The following is a 15,635-nucleotide window of genomic DNA, read 5'->3' as shown; positions in this document are numbered from 1 at the left end:
CACAACCTGTGATCTGGATTAGCCTTTGACTTTGAATATATTGTTTCGTCAATCAGATGGCCAATAACCCGCCAACCTGATCGTAGCATGAAGATACATTTTCAATGCTATGATAGGCATAAACGATTCCCCCGTTTATTTCACTGAAAGAGTCCTTCAGGCAAAGCCGCAAGGCCTCTGCCCCATAACAATTCCAGAGCAATCAACGCACGATGAAAAACGGCAATAATTCTTCTTCAGGCAACTCATTTAACAATACGCCGGGACGCCCCGGCGCGCCCCGGCTGCCGCAACGCAATTTCTGGCTCATTATTTTGCTGATTCTGGTTGGCAATTATCTGGTCACTCAATGGTTTTTGCCGGATGCCAACCAGGCAGTGCCAGTACCTTACACCACGTTTAAAGAACAGGTTGCCAATGGCAATGTCCTGTCCATTCACAATCAGGGCCAAATCATCCAGGGGCAATTCAACCATCCGGTCACCCTGCCTCTGGCCGAAGGTACTGCCCAGCAAGCAGCCTCAGAACCGCCCCGTAATGTCACGGCGTTCTCGACCGTTGTACCCGACTTCACCGACCCGGGGCTTGCCTCCTTTCTGGCCAACCATAATGTCAACATTAGCGCCACCCCCATCCAGGACGGCAGCAGTTCCCTGACCAGCCTGCTGTTCGGCTTTGGGCCGGTACTGCTTATTATTTTCTTTTACGTATGGCTTTACCGGCGCGCCTCAAAACAGGCCGGCGGGGCATTGGGCGGCAGCATGTTTGGCATGGGCAAAAGCAAGGCCCGCCGCTATGATCACGAACAGGATAAAAAAATCACATTTGAAGATGTGGCCGGTATTGATGAGGCCGAAAACGAACTGGTTGAAATTGTTGATTTCCTGAAAAACCCCAAGAAATACACGGCGTTGGGTGCCACTGCCCCAAGGGGTATATTACTGGTGGGCGCACCGGGTACCGGTAAAACACTGCTGGCCAAAGCCGTTGCCGGCGAGGCCCAGGTTCCCTTTTTCTCCATGAGCGGTTCTGAATTTGTTGAAATGATTGTCGGTGTGGGCGCGGCCCGCGTGCGGGATTTATTCAAGCAGGCCCGCGAACATGCACCATCCATCATTTTCATTGACGAAATTGACTCTATCGGCCGTGCCCGGGGCCAGGCCGTCATGGGCGGAGCCAGCGAACAGGAACAAACACTTAACCAGATCCTGACTGAAATGGATGGATTTTCCGGCAAGGAAGAAGTCATTGTGCTGGCCGCCACCAACCAGCCGGAAATTCTGGACAAGGCCCTGTTAAGAGCCGGCCGCTTTGATCGCCGGGTGGTGGTGAACCTGCCCGATAAAATCGGTCGCGAAGCCATTTTGCAGGTGCATACCCGTAACAAACCCCTGGCACAAGATGCAGACTTAATGGAAGTCGCCGCCACCACACCCGGCTTGTCGGGGGCCGATCTTAAAAACCTGTGCAATGAAGCCGCCCTGCTGGCGGCCAAGCGCGGGCAGCATGAAATCCACCTGAAAGACTTTATTGACTCTCTTGAAAAAATCATTCTGGGCCCCGAACGCCCCATTATCCTGAGCCCGGCCGATCGTGAGCGGATTGCCTATCATGAAAGTGGTCATGCCATTCTTGGCCTGGTCGTGCCCGGCGCCGATCCCGTCAACCGGGTTAGCATCGTGCCTCGCGGCCAAGCCCTGGGTGTTACCTACCAGCGCCCGCCGGCAGACCGCTACAACTACCCCGAAGCCTACTTGCGGGCACGTATTATTGGCATGCTGGGCGGACGGGCTGCCGAAGAAATCGTTTACGGCACCAAAACCACCGGCGCTGAAAATGACATTGAACAGGCGACCGACCTGGCCCACAACATGGTGACCCGCTGGGGCATGAGCGAAAAACTGGGCATGGTAAAACTGGCTGCCCGCCAGAACCAATACCTGGGGATGGGCCAGCGACAGCTTGATGCCGTCAGCGAACAAACCGCCGCCCTGGTTGATGAAGAAGTCCATAAAATCATCAATAACAGCCACGAACAGGCCAAACAATTGCTACGCGATCATCGCCCCCAACTGGATGCCCTGGTCACTGCACTATTAGAGCGCGAAACCCTGGATGAGCATGAAATCCTGGATGTGACCGGCCTGCCCCCTGCACCTGCCCTGAAAGACCTGCCTAACCAGGCCAAGCTGTAGTTAACAAACAACGTCAAGTATGATATAATAGTGCATTGTCGTCGTTATGATGGCGTAATATTCAACGGGTATCATTAACCTAACCGTTTATTCAAAAATATTAATTGTTTAATATTTAAAGAATTCACCCCTGAACCTGGTTAACGCCAGGCAGCTATACGCTATACCTCTTTTCCCATTGCGGAAAAACGCTACATCCCGATATCCGCCAGCGCCACAGCGCCTATCTACGCATACCGCTTTTTTTTAAGCTTACGGCCAAGGCCGCATATGCATGTTATTTTCAATCACACAGGAGATTAATCTATGGCCAAAGAAGCATTAATAGAAATGAATGGCTTGGTAACCGAAGTACTACCTGATTCCCGTTTTCGCGTCACCCTGGAAAACGGCCACCCGCTAATTGCATACACCGGTGGAAAAATGCGCAAACACCATATCCGCATTCTGGCTGGTGACAAAGTATCCCTTGAAATGTCACCTTACGACATGAATAAAGGCCGTATTACCTTTAGACACTTGCCTGGCCGCCCTGCAAACGGTGCCGCTGCAACCCGCAATAACAACAAACCACGCAACCGTCGCTAAAACCCGCTCAACATGCCAAACCCACATGTCTTTAAACCGGTTTTTAAACCAACAACAAACCTCCGTTAAAAAACGGAGTTTGTTTGTTATTCAGGCTGTCTGACCAAATCGGTTTTGCGTACCATCTGGCATTAACAACCAAACACCAACACCCGGCAATTGGTTCACGACGGCTTTAATATTATCCAATGACATAACAGAAAATGCGGTTGACAAAGCATCTGCCGTTGTCGCATTGGGTGCCCGTACTGAAACACTGCGATATGCCGGCTGGCAGGCACCGCTTAGCGGGTTGAACAGATGGGTAAATTTACCCGCTTCATCAAGCGTTGTGCCATAGCCCCCCGAGGTAGAAAGCGCCTCATTTTTCAGGGGGATGGTTGCCAGGATCCGCCCTGCCTGTTCAGGGTCACGAATACCGGCCTTCCAGTCTGGCCCACTCTCGTTCACATCCAGCCCACGTATTTCCCCCATGTCCACCAGCGCCCGATCCAGTCCGGCCTGGCGCAGCAGTTGCGTGACACGGTCGGTAATGTAACCCTGTGCAATGCCATTCAGGGTCAAGGCCATTCCCGGCATCAGGAATCCGGCACGCCGGTCTTCAATATAAATCTGGCGATGATTAACCAGGCTCAGCACACGCCTGATTTCTGCCGCATCGGGTTCATGGGTTGCGCCCGGATTCCGGGTAAAATGCTCGGCATACAGCTTCCATAAAGACTGTACGCTAGGATCAAACGCACCCGAAGTCAGTGTGCTGAAATATTTGCTGTCACTAAGCAAACGTATAAAATCGGCCGGTGGGTTATCAATAAACCCGTCCCGGTTAAGCTGGCTTAAAACGCTGTCTTCCTGATATAAACTGAATATGTTTTCCAGCCGGCGCACCTCGGCCACCGCCAGCTCTATTAGCTGCCGGGCTTTTTTTGCACTGGCATGATAAATATGCAACTCGGCATCCGCACCCAATGCAATTCCACGCCAAACGGCCGGCTCAAGTGTTAGGGCCGATGCCTTGCGCACCATCCAGGGCATCATGCCCAAACCGGCTGAAGCGGCAAATATGCCAATAAAACGACGACGTGACGGGGTAAATGTTTTCATCAGTTTGCTCCGGTTGGTGAAAGAGTGCCATCCATAACAGGCGTCTGTATAACGCCGTCATAGTTCAGGATATAGGTTTCGGGCATGGTCTCAAATGTTACCACCCGACCGCCATAGGCATTGGTAAACGCTTTTGCCTTGGTTTCATCGGCAAAAGGCAAGGCATCTTCGCCGCCCATGCCACCCACAAACTGGCTCTCAATCACATAAAATGCCTTATAACCATCAATCCAGATATCATTGGCCCCTTTTTGAGACCAATCGCTAACCGCCCCCATATCATTCACATAAATAGCACTCAGGCCCTTGGGTTCTTCGGGTAAAAGCGTATACGCAAATACTTGCTGGATTGTAGAAAACCAAACCGGCTCACTAGCGCCATTAACGTGAATCTGGCCTTTGGGGCCCTGATGTTCAAACAGGTTCATGGAACAATAATGCCCAACCACATCTGTGGTAACCATTTTTGGAGCAGGTGGTGCTGATGCCGGACCGCCTTCGCTTCCGCACCCTGCCAGCAACACAGCTGCCAGTACCATTGCATTCAAGAAAGACCGCTTCATATCTGTTTCTTCCTGAAAAAGAAAGTGGCCAGCGCAAAGGGAATAACAATCCACAATAACTGCACCACCATCAGTACATGCCTGCTCATGTCAATCTGCTCGCTTAAGCCCGCCATGCCTGCATACATCGAAATATTTTCATAGCCCGTCAGGTTCAGCAAACGATAGACATCAGCCGGATTAAACAAAAGCACCATATTCACAACGGATGCCGTTAGCGTTTGTTGGGTATCGGCAACCAGTGCGCCCAGCAGGGCCATATCAAAAATAACCACAAAAAACAACCACACCCCAATGGCAATACCCGCCGCAGTGGCTCTTTCACGAACCAGAGTACTGATTAAATATCCCATGGACAGAAAACTGGCTCCCAGCAAAATACTGGCGATGATTAAAAATACAAACGGTTCCCAGGCACTGGTATTAACCGTACCATGCACCAGCTGCAGGGTAATACCGGCCAGGCCGTAACCAAATATGGTGGCCAGGGCCAAAATAAACAGATGACCCAGAAATTTGCCAATCACCACCTGCCAGCGGGCAACCGGGTAACTCAGCAGCAATGCCATCGTTCCCCTGTCTATCTCTCCAACAATGGCATCATAAGACAGCAGCATGGCAATCAGGGGAATCAGGAAAATAGACAGACTGGACAAGCTGACAACCGTGACGGTTAACGGGTCCACCTTAACGGCCCCGGTGGGTGAGCTGCCCATAAACCCCAGGGACAAAGCCAGCATGGCCAATAAAACGGTAGTGGCAAGTACCCAGCGATTGCGCATGCCATCACGGATTTCTTTACCGGTAATAATAAAAACAGCGTTCATACATCTTCCCTCCGCAGGAAGTGCGCATACATATCATCCAGGCTGGGTGTATGTATTTCTATATTATTGATCCCATTGATATGGCCCAGACTGCATATGGCCTGGACTTTATCCTGTTCGGAACAATGAAGGTCATAAGCAGATTCATTATGTTTACGCCATACGGGCGGCAATTTCCCGGCACTTTCAGAGCCGGGTGTTAAGGCTATACGAATCCGGATGGGCAACCCGCTTTGCTGACGCAATTCAGACATGCTGCCATCGGCAATCTTGGATCCATTTTTCATGACAATAATACGGTCAGCCTGACCATCAAGCTCTGCCAATGCATGCGTACTAAGTAATACGGTTGAACCCTGATTGCGTAGCTCTGACACAATTTCATAAAACATTTGCCGGGAGGCCGGGTCCAGGCCCGTGGTGGGCTCATCAAACAGCAAGACCTGCGGATTGCCCAGCAACGCCTGGGCAAGCGCCAGCCGCTGACGCATTCCCTTGGAATAAGTCCCTACACGGCGCTTGGCGGCCTGCGCTATCCCGACACGGGACAACAAGCCAGGATTATTCGCCAGTGGCTGCTTTTTCAGTTTGGCATAAAAAGCCAATGTTTCAGCGCCGGTCAAAGAGGGGTGCAAGGCAACGGTTTCAGGTAAATAACCAATCTGCCCACGGATCTGGGCCGCGCTACGGCTTGATACATCATGTCCCAATAACTGAACTTTTCCCTGTGTAGGGTGAATCAGACCCAGGATCAACTTGATAATGGTGCTTTTACCCGCACCGTTATGGCCGGCCAGGGCCACACACTCGCCCGCTTTCAGCTGTATATCTACATTGTTAACGGCAAACTGCTTTGCATATGCCTTGGAGACACCTGACAAGACAACATGATATTTGCTACTCATTGCATTTCCCTGTATTTTTTCAGCGCAGGTGTAATGGGCATTTTCATGACAGGCGCACTGTCAATCACCCCACCGGGCAAAATGGCCGGGAATTGTGATTGCGCCCACCTTACAACGCCAACCGCAGGACTGTTCAACAGTAAGCGGGCAACGGGAGCCCGCCAGATCACCTGGTCAATCACATCGTTGGGACGGTAAGCGGTATCGGCAATGCCATCACCATCCAGGTCGAAAGCACTGTTATCACTCCAGAAGTTACCCCGGCCATCCACCGACCAGTCGTAATAACGGGAACCCACATATTTAACCTGGTTCTGGTTGCTGACAAAGGCATTGTTGCTTATTTTGTTGCCCTGTGCCGCACCGGTATAATGAATGCCGATCTGGCATTCTTCAAAGTGATTACTGTTAATCACATTATTATTGGCATTGTAAAAATACACGCATTTTTCAGCATTGATCACCAGGTTTCCTGAAATATCCGAACCATTCGCATAGTTCATCATAATTCCCTGGCTCCGGCTGTCAATGGCAATATTATCTTTAACCTTCAAACGTTCGGAAAACATGATGGCATAGCCAATGCCGTTGCCGATTGAGACGTTTTCACTAACCTCGCTATCATTGGTGTACATATAATGAACCCCATAACGCAGCTCACTAAAACGGTTGCCTCGAAACTCGTTATGCTTGCTGGTATTTGAAAAAATACCGTCACGCCCCAGGGAAATATCATTGCCGATTATTTTGGCACCGGGAGAATTCCATAAGGTCACACCATTGCCCCGTTCTGACACGCGCAATTCTGTCGTACCAACAATCCGGTTGTTCTGTACCAGCGCCTCATGCGCCCCCCATACATAAACACCCACCGAATTATTCAAAATATCATTATTTTCAATTAATGCTTTAGTAGCGGTTTTATCCAGAAAAACGCCCGCATCCATATCAGGCAGGCTCAGTCCTGACTGCGTGACCGTAAGGCTGCGTACCACTACATCGGGTGATTGCACCCAAACGGTACGCCCCTTTCTTGCGCCCACCACCACCGCGCTCCGGTCGGCAGGCCCCTCCAGGGTCAGGGGCTTGTCAATAACAACATTACCCCTGTATTCTCCTGCTGCCAGACGCAGCACATCACCCGCCTGTGCCTGTTCAATAGCCTGTTGCAGGCTATCGGTGGGCACAAGCTGAATGATGGCAGCCTGGCTGCCGTGGGCAAAACTTATGCCGGCCAGCAAAATGCCGGCTGGCAATAAGTGCCTGGTGTTTAATTTCATGCCATTAAACACATCAGGCCGACTGCTTGGGACGGACATACATCTGCCCAGCCATTTCCATGTGTAAGGCATGGCAGAACCACTGGCAATAATACCAATGCACACCAGGAATACCCGCCACAAATGTGATGGAAGAAGTCGCCTGAGGGCCAATTTCCATGGCAATGCCATGACCTTCCAGGGTAAAGCCGTGCGTCAGGTCCTCGATCGTTTCCATATTGGTAACAACCACCGTGACTTCATCTCCCTCATTGACTTCAAAAGAAGGAATACTGAACACAGGGGCAATGGCAACCATATAAACACGAACCTTGTTGCCATCACGGATAATATCGGCGGCCTTGTCCAGGTCTACTCCGTCTTTTTCCGCCATTTTACGGGCGTCTTCCCACATGGGATCATTACGGTCCCAGATATGTTTTGGATGCACCTTGGAACGATGGACCAGACACATATCATGCGGTTCGGCAAAACTCGGGCCGTCATGTACCAGCTTCATTTCATCGCCTGAAATATCAATCAGCTGGTCATTTTCCGGCTTCAGCGGGCCCACGTTAAGGAAACGGTCTTTAGAAAATTTATTCAATGAAACCAGCCACTTGCCATCGGCCTCTTTGGTTTCACCCATGGTAGTGTGGTTATGGCCCGGCTGATAATGAACATCCAGCTTCTGGATAATGGGATCAACCTTCTCACCGGCAAAAGCACGTTTGGCCAGGTCAATATTCCACTTCACCATCTGGCTGTCAATAAACAGCGTAGTATAGGCATTGCCACGACCGTCAAACGCGGTATGCAGCGGGCCAAGACCCAGTTCTGGCTCGGCAACCACGCAGTCACGGGGCTGGATTTTATCGTCAAACAAATCATCCAGCTTGTTAACATCCAGCACGGTAACCGTTGGGGAAAGCTTGCCGTTCAGGACAATATGCATACCATCTGGTGCCGCGTTACATCCGTGCGGCGAGTTGGGCACGGGAATGTAGCGGGTGTATTTGGACCCATGACGGCCATCAACCACTGGCACCCCGCCAATTTCCTTGTAGTCACCATTTTTAATGGCCTCTTCAATACGCTTGATATTGAAAACAACGCACCAGTCCTGTTCATTGGCCGAAGCATCCTGAACGGTCAGGCCCTTTTCGGAGTTGTAGCAGGTAGAAAAAGAATATTTCCCCTGATAGTCGGCATCACCATTATCCAGGTTGCCATCCACCAATACCTGCCAGGCCACTTTCATGGTGTCCCCGTCAATGGCGGTATAAACAGCCCAGAAGTTTTTCTGGGGGTCATCCATTAAGGTGCCTTCATTAGGCACGGGCACAATATGCTCACCATTGGCAAACACATAGCCCGTACGCGGGTAACGCTGCGGGCGCAAGCCGTGCACACCCGACACGTTTGGAACCTCAAGAATCTTGTCGGTTTTCATCACATCGCAACGGATGCGGGCAACACGGTTATTGGCTTTATCATTAATAAAAACATACCGGCCATCATAGGTCTGGTCGGTAAATGACATATGCGGGTGATGCGCGTCACCATTGGGCAGCACCGGCATATTCTGGCTTTCCAGGTATGCCCGGGTTGCAGGTGTCAGGTTTTCGTTCAGGATTTTACGACTTTCATTAGTCCGCCCCCAACCTGTTGCACTGCACATATTGAAAACGGGAATCCGTACCAGCTCACGCATGGAAGGTAAACCCAGCACACGTATTTCCCCTGATTGGCCACTGGAGTTAAACGCATAATACTCGTCCAGTTCACCCGGACCCACTTCATATTTAAGACCTTTTCCCGATTTGTCATCTTTGGCAGCGAAAGAAGGCAGGTGTGCGCCACCAACCAGACCCGTTGCCCCTGTCAGCGCAGCGGTTCCCAGAAAGGAACGACGGCTCAGACCCACTTTATCCGATTTTTGCTCAGACATAAAAACTCCTTTTTAATTTGACGCCAGAGTTAATCCCTCTCAGATATCTGTGTCATTTCACATTACAGCTAAAAAACCATATTTACTGCTTCAGGTATTACTTGCTATTGATTGCCTGTCTTGCCTGCATTCGGTATAAACCTGACGACCGTTTCTTGCGGCAAGGACTGCGGAGGCGGTGCTTTGGTTCTCTTTCTTTTTGAATTTTTCTGTATCAGGTGAGGACATTTCTCTTCGTGGTGATACAGCATTTGGCAATGCAGGCACTGGATACATTCATTAGGGTTGATATCCCCTTCCGGATGAATGGCCTGGACCGGACACTCGTTGGCACACCGCTGGCAGGGGTTACCGCAGGTTTTATAACGACGCAGCCAGTCAAAAATGCGCATCTTGGCAGGAATGGCCAGGGCAGCCCCCAAAGGACACAGGTAGCGACAATAGAAGCGCTCGATAAACAGACCGGCCAACAACAACAGCACGGCAAACAGCACGAATGGCCAGGTTCTGATGAATTTCAGGATAATGGCGGTTTTAAAAGGCTCCACCTCTGCCAGCTGTTCGGCCAGTGAAAGTTCATACAGGGAAAACCCAAACAACACCACAAAAATGACATATTTAATGGCAGCCATCCGGCTATGCACGCCATGCGGGACGTTAACCTGTTTGATACCGATTTTTTTGGCTATCCGGTTCAATAACTCTTGCAGGGATCCAAACGGACAAAGCCAGCCACAAAATGCCCCCCGGTTCCAGAACACCATGGAAATGGCCGTTGCACACCATAAAATGAACACGATCGGATCCATCAGGAAGTATTCCCATTGGAAATCGGTGCGCAAAGAAGAGGTAAAGGTAAGGACATTCACCACCGACAGCTGTGCCTGGGCAAACCAGCCAATGTAAAAGAGCGAGAACGTCAGGAAAACCAGGCGGAAACGGTCATAGAAAACAGGGTGTTTGGCCAGCGTTTCCTGGAAGAAAAACACACCGGCCAGTAGTACCAGCGCGATCACGACAATTGTGATCTGGACAACTTTGGATTTCCAGATTTGTTTCCATAAGGGCTCATACGCCTCGGCGTCTTCCAGACTGATGGTTTCTTCGGCAGAAACAGTGGCGGGCGCACCAGCCGCTGTTGTTGCGCTTGTTGCCAAAGTCGTTGACGGCTGCGTTTTATCGGCAGTGACAGACATGACAGGCGCATCAGGATCGGCAATGGTATAAGCCTGTGGCAGTTCATAATCAAGGTCAAACGTGACGAATGCTTTTTCCCTTACGTTAAGAACGCGCTGAACCATTAACTGCAAACGCCAGGGTTCGGTAATCTCAAAGAAACCGGCAGATTCGGGCACCGTAAACAGGGCGATTTCTTTAATGGTAGGGGCTCCTGCCGCCATCAGATCGGCAATCCGCTGGTGATTCAGGTCGGTAAAACGGAAACTGCCTTCCTGCTGTATCACTTCAATACGGTCAAAAATACCGCCACGTACATAACCTGAGCCCTTGAAAGAGTAAACCCCTTCACCGGCCACTAAAATAGCCTGTTGCCCCGGTTTCAGGCGGTCACGCAAATGGTTCCACTCGGCATCACCCAGCAGGCTGCGCCCTATTGACGGCACACTGACCACAGCGGCATACAGATTAATAAAAGTATCGTCAGGGTCCCCTTTTTCAGGTTTATCTATTGCTCCCTGACGCCCGGTCTGCTCGAATGTCTTGTTGACGTCATCAATCGAGATATGAAGATTGCGGACTGCTCCCTCTTCCAGCAGGGCATCCCAGGATTTCGTTTCATCCAGGGACATGTCTATAATTCTTTTTTGTACCGGCTCAGCAATTGCCTGCGCCACCTCCTGATGGGGTTTGCCAATATTGTAATGACGGGCAACCGCCATGACCGAACGGGTAATACTGTCACCAATAACCATCAGGGTAACCGTTGCACCACTGATAATATCCACCGGTGGCGGGGCATTTGGCCGGCGCGGGGTGGTAATCATGTTCAACCCGACATAACCCTGGATAAAATTATCTACTTTTGACTGAGGAATCCCAATTAAAACAATGGGTTCATGGTGCCTGACCAGTTTGGCACCCACAATCGTACCGTTACTATCCAACCCAACCACCACATCAATCGGCTTGCTTGAATAGCCCCTGGTATTAACAATATCCGTCGTAAGATACACATAGCCGATTTGCTTATTATTGGCATAAGCCCGGGCAACCATGGGTTTGCCTTCTGCCGGGCCAAAGCGATCAGCGCCAGGGAAAATTTCTTCAGGGACCAGGGTGTCCAGAAACTCGGGCAAAGCCTGGGCCATGGGCGCAGACATTCCACCCAATGCGGCAAGCAAGACAAACAATATTAAGAATCTTGAAAAAAAATACTTGATGTTATGCGGGTGTATTTTTTCAGAGTACATAGGAAAAACTCTTATCCAGTTAGATGAGATTTAAGCCCATACTAGGTGATTCAGCTGAAAGAACGATTGATATTTCGCAAGCCACTACTCTTTTCACAATAGTCTATATCATATGCTTAACCCACATCAAGGAAAAGTATTTGCCAAAATTTCACTTTCCGTAACACAAAAAACATTTGTTATAGAGTATTTTTGTTTTAAATAAAAAATACCCAAGTTTAACGTTAAACTTGGGCAATCTGATTTTGGACTATTGTCAAGAACTGCCAATCAGGTTTCTTGCCATTCTTCCACCAGCGTTTTTACCAGTTGTGCCGCCGGCATTTCACGTGCTAGGTAAGCCGCTTGCCCTGCCCACTGGGCGGAAAATTCAAAATTGCCCTTGGCATTGGCCGCGGCGATCAATGCCTTGCCAGCATCATAGGTCATGGGATAGCCCGGTGTAGCCGGTGCGGTGCTCGTTTCAAGGTCGGTCATCATGCGATTCACCATGCCTCGGGCGGCACGGCCGGAAATAACGGTGGTAACCGCCGTATGCAAGGCCCGTTCGCTCTTCAGGTTGGCACGGTAAGCTGCATTGGCCGATGACTCGGGGCAAAGCACAAAGGCCGTTCCCATCTGGGCAGCACAAGCCCCCAGCTTTAACACGGCCTTAATGCCACTGCCATCCATAATTCCCCCCGCGGCAATAACGGGTAACCGGCAATGCTTAACCAGCAGTCGCACCAATGCCAATGTCCCCATGCAGGCATCACCCTGCTCTGGGTTAAATACCCCCCGGTGCCCACCGGCCTCGTACCCCTGGGCCACAATAAAATCAATGCCTGCCGCTTCTATTTGCCGGGCTTCTTCCAGGGTGGTGGCGCTAGCCAGCAAGGTAATGCCAGCCGTTTTCAGGGCCTGTATATAGCCTGTGGAAGGCAGGCCAAAATGAAAGCTGACAAAGGCAGGTTTAAGCGCCAGCAGCATGTCCAGCATGGGCCGGTTATCCACAAAAGTGTCATAAATTTCATTCAGCTGTGCAGGCGGTGTGGCACCGAATTCCTCAAACAGGGGTTTCAGATGTACCAGCCAAGCCTGTTCCTGCTGTGGGTTTTGTGGGGTTCGCCGGTGACAAAACACATTCACGTTAAACGGTTTATGGGTTAAAGCCAGGGTTTGTTCAATCATTTGGCGAGCACCCACCGTATTGACCGCTGCCACCCCCAATGAACCCAAAGCGCCGGCATTGGATACCGCCGCAGCCAGGGCCGGTGTGGAAACCCCCGCCATGGGTGCCTGGATAATGGGATATTGGATACCGGGTAATAAAAAAGATTTGTCTGCCATGTTATTAATATTCCTGAAAACGGTTTGCTGTTTTATTTTTTAAAATACCATAACCGGATGAAAAGAGAATTAATTCTATCCCTGCAGTATGGTTTTTACCCTGTTTAAAAAGCAGTCAATACGCACTATACTTGGACAAAACAACCAGTAGCGGGACCAAGGAGCCAATTCATGAATGCAACAAGCACCACCAACCAGCTTTTTTCCCTGAAAGACCAGATTGCCCTGGTGACCGGCGCCTGTAGAGGTCTGGGTTACCAGATAGCCCATGGTCTGGCCAATGCCGGCGCCACCGTTCTTGTGCATGCCCGTGACGAGCAACGCGCCAAAGATACCGCCAGCGCTTTCAATAACATGGGCCTGTCGGCCAGTTGGCTGTCTTTTGATATTAATGACTTCCAATCCCGGCGCGAGGCGTTCACCCAGATAGAAGAGCAGTACGGACGCCTGGATATCCTGGTCAACAATGCCAGCATTCGTATTCGCAAAACCCTGCACGACCTTACACCGGTTGAAATCGAACATATCGTCAATACCAATATCCTGGCCAATATCGGCATTTCCCGCTCGGCCATCGACCTTATGCGCAAGAACCGCCATGGCCGCATCGTTACCATCAGCTCCATTGCCGGTCATGTCATTCGCCATGGCGATTTTATTTACCCCATTACCAAACAAGCCCTTAATACCATGACCCGCTCCATCGCGGTTGAATATGGTCATGAAGGCATTTTATGCAATGCGGTTGCCCCGGGTATTTTTGATACCGAACACAATGAATCCCTGATCAAAGAGCCGGAAACCATGCGTAAAATCCAGGAACGCAACCCTCTGCAACGCTTGGGCAAACCCGAGGAAATCATCGGCCCCGTACTTTTTCTGACCTCTCCGGCCGCCTCCTATATTAACGGCCAAGTCCTAACTGTTGATGGCGGGCTTTCAGTGGCTTTTTAATTGTTCTTATCCACTTTTAAACGTTTTTAAATACCGATAACGCTTCCGGCCTTTACCTGTTTTATGTCATCACAAACCGGTATTCCCGCCACTGATATGCGTGGTGGCAACTGCGGCAATTTATTAAGCGCGGCCGGTGGCCCCTTTGACATTCACAGCAGCCTGATCAAGGTCGGCCAGGTGTTTGTGCCAGCGGCTAGTCTGGTTCAGCCGGCGTAACCGCCTCAGGTGTTAGGCCTGTACTATCTGGGGCAGGCGAGCCTGGCTCTGGATTCGGACTTTCAGGTGCAGACAGGCTGGCACCGGGCGCCAGGTTTTGCGTAGCAGCTGCCACAGGCATTTGCAAACGCGCTTCTTCCAGCTGCAATTTGGCGGTTTCCAGCCGTGCCTGGGCCTCTTCAGCCAGCAAGCGGGCTTCATCTGCACGGGTTTTTGCCTCATCGGCACGCGCTTTGGCTTCTTCGGTTTTCAAACGTGCTTCTTCCGTCTTCAGCTTGGCCAGCTCTACATTGGCCTGCGCTTCTATGGCATTGTTTTTGGCGGCCTCGGCATTCAGCCGGGCAGCTTCTTCATCTGATTTAGCCTTGGCTGCCAAGGATTTTGCTTCAGTTTCCTTGCTTAAGGCTTCTTTTTGGCGCAAACGGGCTTCGTCGGCAATGGCTTTGGCTTCGTCTTTGCGGGCCTTGGCCTCGGCAGCCCGGGCCTGTGCTTCGGCCTGTTTGGCGCGAGCCAGTTCCACTTCAGAATGGTCTATATCGCCATGAACGGTAACCGGTTGGCTGTTAACAGGCACGCCCTGGTCACAGCCTGTCAAAATACCTGCAATCATTACCAACGATACGACTAATGCCTTGCCGGAAGCGTTCATTTGCCTTGCCACCATACTTCGTTAAAAAAGCAACAATAACAGCTTATATCGCGGGAAACAAGATGGGAAAGCAGCCTTGACATCCTCCCCTCCCTCTCGCTAACGCTCGGCCCCAAGAGGCCAAGGAAGGGGATTCCTACCGTGTTCAGCCCACAGAGGCCAACTCACCTCGGTGGGTTCCTGCTGCTGGCGACCTGACTGCATCACTCACTTCACAGGCGAACCGGGCGTGTCCCGCCCTTAAAACATTAATCGCACCGACTATATCGGCATGATTTTCAAATCCGCACTCAACGCAATGAAATTGGGCTTGTGTCTGGCGATTATCTTTGGAGACATGACCGCAACAAGGGCAAGTCTGGCTGGTATGATGCGGTGGTACGGCAATCAGCCAGCCACCATTCCATGCCGTCTTGTATTCAAGCTGTCGTCTGAATTCTCCCCAGCCCTGATCCAGAATGGATTTGTTCAAACCCGATTTGGCTTTCACGTTGTTACCGGGCTGCTCGCGGGTGCCGGACGCTGAACGGGACATATTCCGTATCTGCAAATCTTCAATCACGATCATGGCGTGGTTTTGGCTGATCTGGCTTGAAGCCTTATGCAGAAAGTCCTTGCGGGCATTAGCAATACCGGTATGTAGCTTCTGAATTTTGGCCCTGG

General features: G+C 50.8%; 14 protein-coding genes. 4 read left to right on the top strand and 10 right to left on the bottom strand.

The window, feature by feature from the left end; all coding sequences use genetic code 11:
- Positions 1-212: 212 nt before the first annotated feature.
- Both ftsH and infA read left to right on the top strand, forming a co-directional pair.
- Positions 213-2,195 (top strand): ATP-dependent zinc metalloprotease FtsH, encoded by a 1,983-nt coding sequence (gene ftsH, locus JHL22_RS13340; RefSeq protein WP_200238467.1) that lies wholly within the window; start codon positions 213-215, stop codon positions 2,193-2,195.
- 306 nt (positions 2,196-2,501) lie between these two features.
- The gene (infA, locus tag JHL22_RS13335; protein ID WP_189384449.1) at positions 2,502-2,783 is read left to right on the top strand and encodes a translation initiation factor IF-1; all 282 of its coding nucleotides are present in this window, start codon (positions 2,502-2,504) and stop codon (positions 2,781-2,783) included.
- 90 nt (positions 2,784-2,873) lie between these two features.
- On the opposite strand, the gene JHL22_RS13330 is transcribed toward infA, so the two are convergent.
- The 8 genes from JHL22_RS13330 to JHL22_RS13295 form a co-directional block, all read right to left on the bottom strand.
- Positions 2,874-3,887: an FAD:protein FMN transferase gene (locus JHL22_RS13330; protein ID WP_200238464.1), complete on the bottom strand. Its 1,014-nt coding sequence runs from the start codon at positions 3,885-3,887 to the stop codon at positions 2,874-2,876.
- Entirely contained in the window at positions 3,887-4,450 is a 564-nt protein-coding gene (locus JHL22_RS13325; protein WP_200238461.1) for a nitrous oxide reductase accessory protein NosL, read from the bottom strand. The genes JHL22_RS13330 and JHL22_RS13325 overlap by 1 nt, the downstream gene beginning before the upstream one ends.
- Positions 4,447-5,277 carry an ABC transporter permease gene (locus JHL22_RS13320; protein ID WP_200238458.1) on the bottom strand — a complete coding sequence of 277 codons (831 nt, stop codon included), beginning with the start codon at positions 5,275-5,277 and terminating at the stop codon, positions 4,447-4,449. Before JHL22_RS13320 ends, JHL22_RS13325 begins: the two co-directional genes overlap by 4 nt.
- Positions 5,274-6,182: an ABC transporter ATP-binding protein gene (locus tag JHL22_RS13315; RefSeq protein WP_200238456.1), complete on the bottom strand. Its 909-nt coding sequence runs from the start codon at positions 6,180-6,182 to the stop codon at positions 5,274-5,276. Before JHL22_RS13315 ends, JHL22_RS13320 begins: the two co-directional genes overlap by 4 nt.
- Positions 6,179-7,462: a nitrous oxide reductase family maturation protein NosD gene (locus tag JHL22_RS13310; protein ID WP_200238453.1), complete on the bottom strand. Its 1,284-nt coding sequence runs from the start codon at positions 7,460-7,462 to the stop codon at positions 6,179-6,181. Before JHL22_RS13310 ends, JHL22_RS13315 begins: the two co-directional genes overlap by 4 nt.
- 13 nt (positions 7,463-7,475) lie before the next feature.
- Entirely contained in the window at positions 7,476-9,392 is a 1,917-nt protein-coding gene (nosZ, locus tag JHL22_RS13305; RefSeq protein ID WP_200238451.1) for a TAT-dependent nitrous-oxide reductase, read from the bottom strand.
- 104 nt (positions 9,393-9,496) lie between these two features.
- Positions 9,497-11,731 (bottom strand): NosR/NirI family protein, encoded by a 2,235-nt coding sequence (locus tag JHL22_RS13300; RefSeq protein WP_234041295.1) that lies wholly within the window; start codon positions 11,729-11,731, stop codon positions 9,497-9,499.
- Positions 11,732-12,091: 360 nt separating this feature from the next.
- Positions 12,092-13,150: an NAD(P)H-dependent flavin oxidoreductase gene (locus JHL22_RS13295; RefSeq protein ID WP_200238445.1), complete on the bottom strand. Its 1,059-nt coding sequence runs from the start codon at positions 13,148-13,150 to the stop codon at positions 12,092-12,094.
- 171 nt (positions 13,151-13,321) lie between these two features.
- On the opposite strand from JHL22_RS13295, the gene JHL22_RS13290 reads away from it, so the two are divergent.
- On the top strand, positions 13,322-14,104 hold the full coding sequence (locus JHL22_RS13290; protein ID WP_200238442.1) for an SDR family oxidoreductase: 783 nt from the start codon (positions 13,322-13,324) through the stop codon (positions 14,102-14,104).
- A 63-nt stretch (positions 14,105-14,167) separates the two neighbouring features.
- Complete coding sequence (locus tag JHL22_RS13285; RefSeq protein ID WP_200238439.1) at positions 14,168-14,323, top strand: hypothetical protein; 156 nt, start codon at positions 14,168-14,170, stop codon at positions 14,321-14,323.
- On the opposite strand, the gene JHL22_RS13280 is transcribed toward JHL22_RS13285, so the two are convergent.
- On the bottom strand, positions 14,301-14,972 hold the full coding sequence (locus JHL22_RS13280) for a hypothetical protein (protein ID WP_200238436.1): 672 nt from the start codon (positions 14,970-14,972) through the stop codon (positions 14,301-14,303). The genes JHL22_RS13285 and JHL22_RS13280 overlap by 23 nt on opposite strands.
- Before the next feature lie 145 nt (positions 14,973-15,117).
- Positions 15,118-15,635: RNA-guided endonuclease InsQ/TnpB family protein (locus tag JHL22_RS13275; RefSeq protein WP_200238433.1), on the bottom strand; the 518-nt coding region annotated here is incomplete at its 5' end.

The sequence above is a fragment of the Advenella mandrilli genome, assembly GCF_016595155.1.
Taxonomy (GTDB): Bacteria; Pseudomonadota; Gammaproteobacteria; order Burkholderiales; family Burkholderiaceae_B; genus Advenella; species Advenella mandrilli.
The sequence above is the reverse complement of the archived record's forward strand: the minus strand, read 5'-3'. Positions and strand labels throughout refer to the sequence as shown.

What these genes read in the sequence shown, in the direction of transcription:
- JHL22_RS13290 (WP_200238442.1), top strand. Translation starts at nt 13,322, where the DNA reads ATGAATGCAACAAGCACCACCAACCAGCTTTTTTCCCTGAAAGACCAG.
- JHL22_RS13300 (WP_234041295.1), bottom strand. Translation starts at nt 11,731, where the DNA reads ATGTCTGCGCCCATGGCCCAGGCTTTGCCCGAGTTTCTGGACACCCTG.
- JHL22_RS13285 (WP_200238439.1), top strand. Translation starts at nt 14,168, where the DNA reads ATGTCATCACAAACCGGTATTCCCGCCACTGATATGCGTGGTGGCAAC.
- infA (WP_189384449.1), top strand. Translation starts at nt 2,502, where the DNA reads ATGGCCAAAGAAGCATTAATAGAAATGAATGGCTTGGTAACCGAAGTA.
- JHL22_RS13280 (WP_200238436.1), bottom strand. Translation starts at nt 14,972, where the DNA reads ATGAACGCTTCCGGCAAGGCATTAGTCGTATCGTTGGTAATGATTGCA.
- nosZ (WP_200238451.1), bottom strand. Translation starts at nt 9,392, where the DNA reads ATGTCTGAGCAAAAATCGGATAAAGTGGGTCTGAGCCGTCGTTCCTTT.
- JHL22_RS13310 (WP_200238453.1), bottom strand. Translation starts at nt 7,462, where the DNA reads ATGAAATTAAACACCAGGCACTTATTGCCAGCCGGCATTTTGCTGGCC.
- JHL22_RS13320 (WP_200238458.1), bottom strand. Translation starts at nt 5,277, where the DNA reads ATGAACGCTGTTTTTATTATTACCGGTAAAGAAATCCGTGATGGCATG.
- JHL22_RS13315 (WP_200238456.1), bottom strand. Translation starts at nt 6,182, where the DNA reads ATGAGTAGCAAATATCATGTTGTCTTGTCAGGTGTCTCCAAGGCATAT.
- JHL22_RS13330 (WP_200238464.1), bottom strand. Translation starts at nt 3,887, where the DNA reads ATGAAAACATTTACCCCGTCACGTCGTCGTTTTATTGGCATATTTGCC.
- JHL22_RS13325 (WP_200238461.1), bottom strand. Translation starts at nt 4,450, where the DNA reads ATGAAGCGGTCTTTCTTGAATGCAATGGTACTGGCAGCTGTGTTGCTG.
- ftsH (WP_200238467.1), top strand. Translation starts at nt 213, where the DNA reads ATGAAAAACGGCAATAATTCTTCTTCAGGCAACTCATTTAACAATACG.
- JHL22_RS13295 (WP_200238445.1), bottom strand. Translation starts at nt 13,150, where the DNA reads ATGGCAGACAAATCTTTTTTATTACCCGGTATCCAATATCCCATTATC.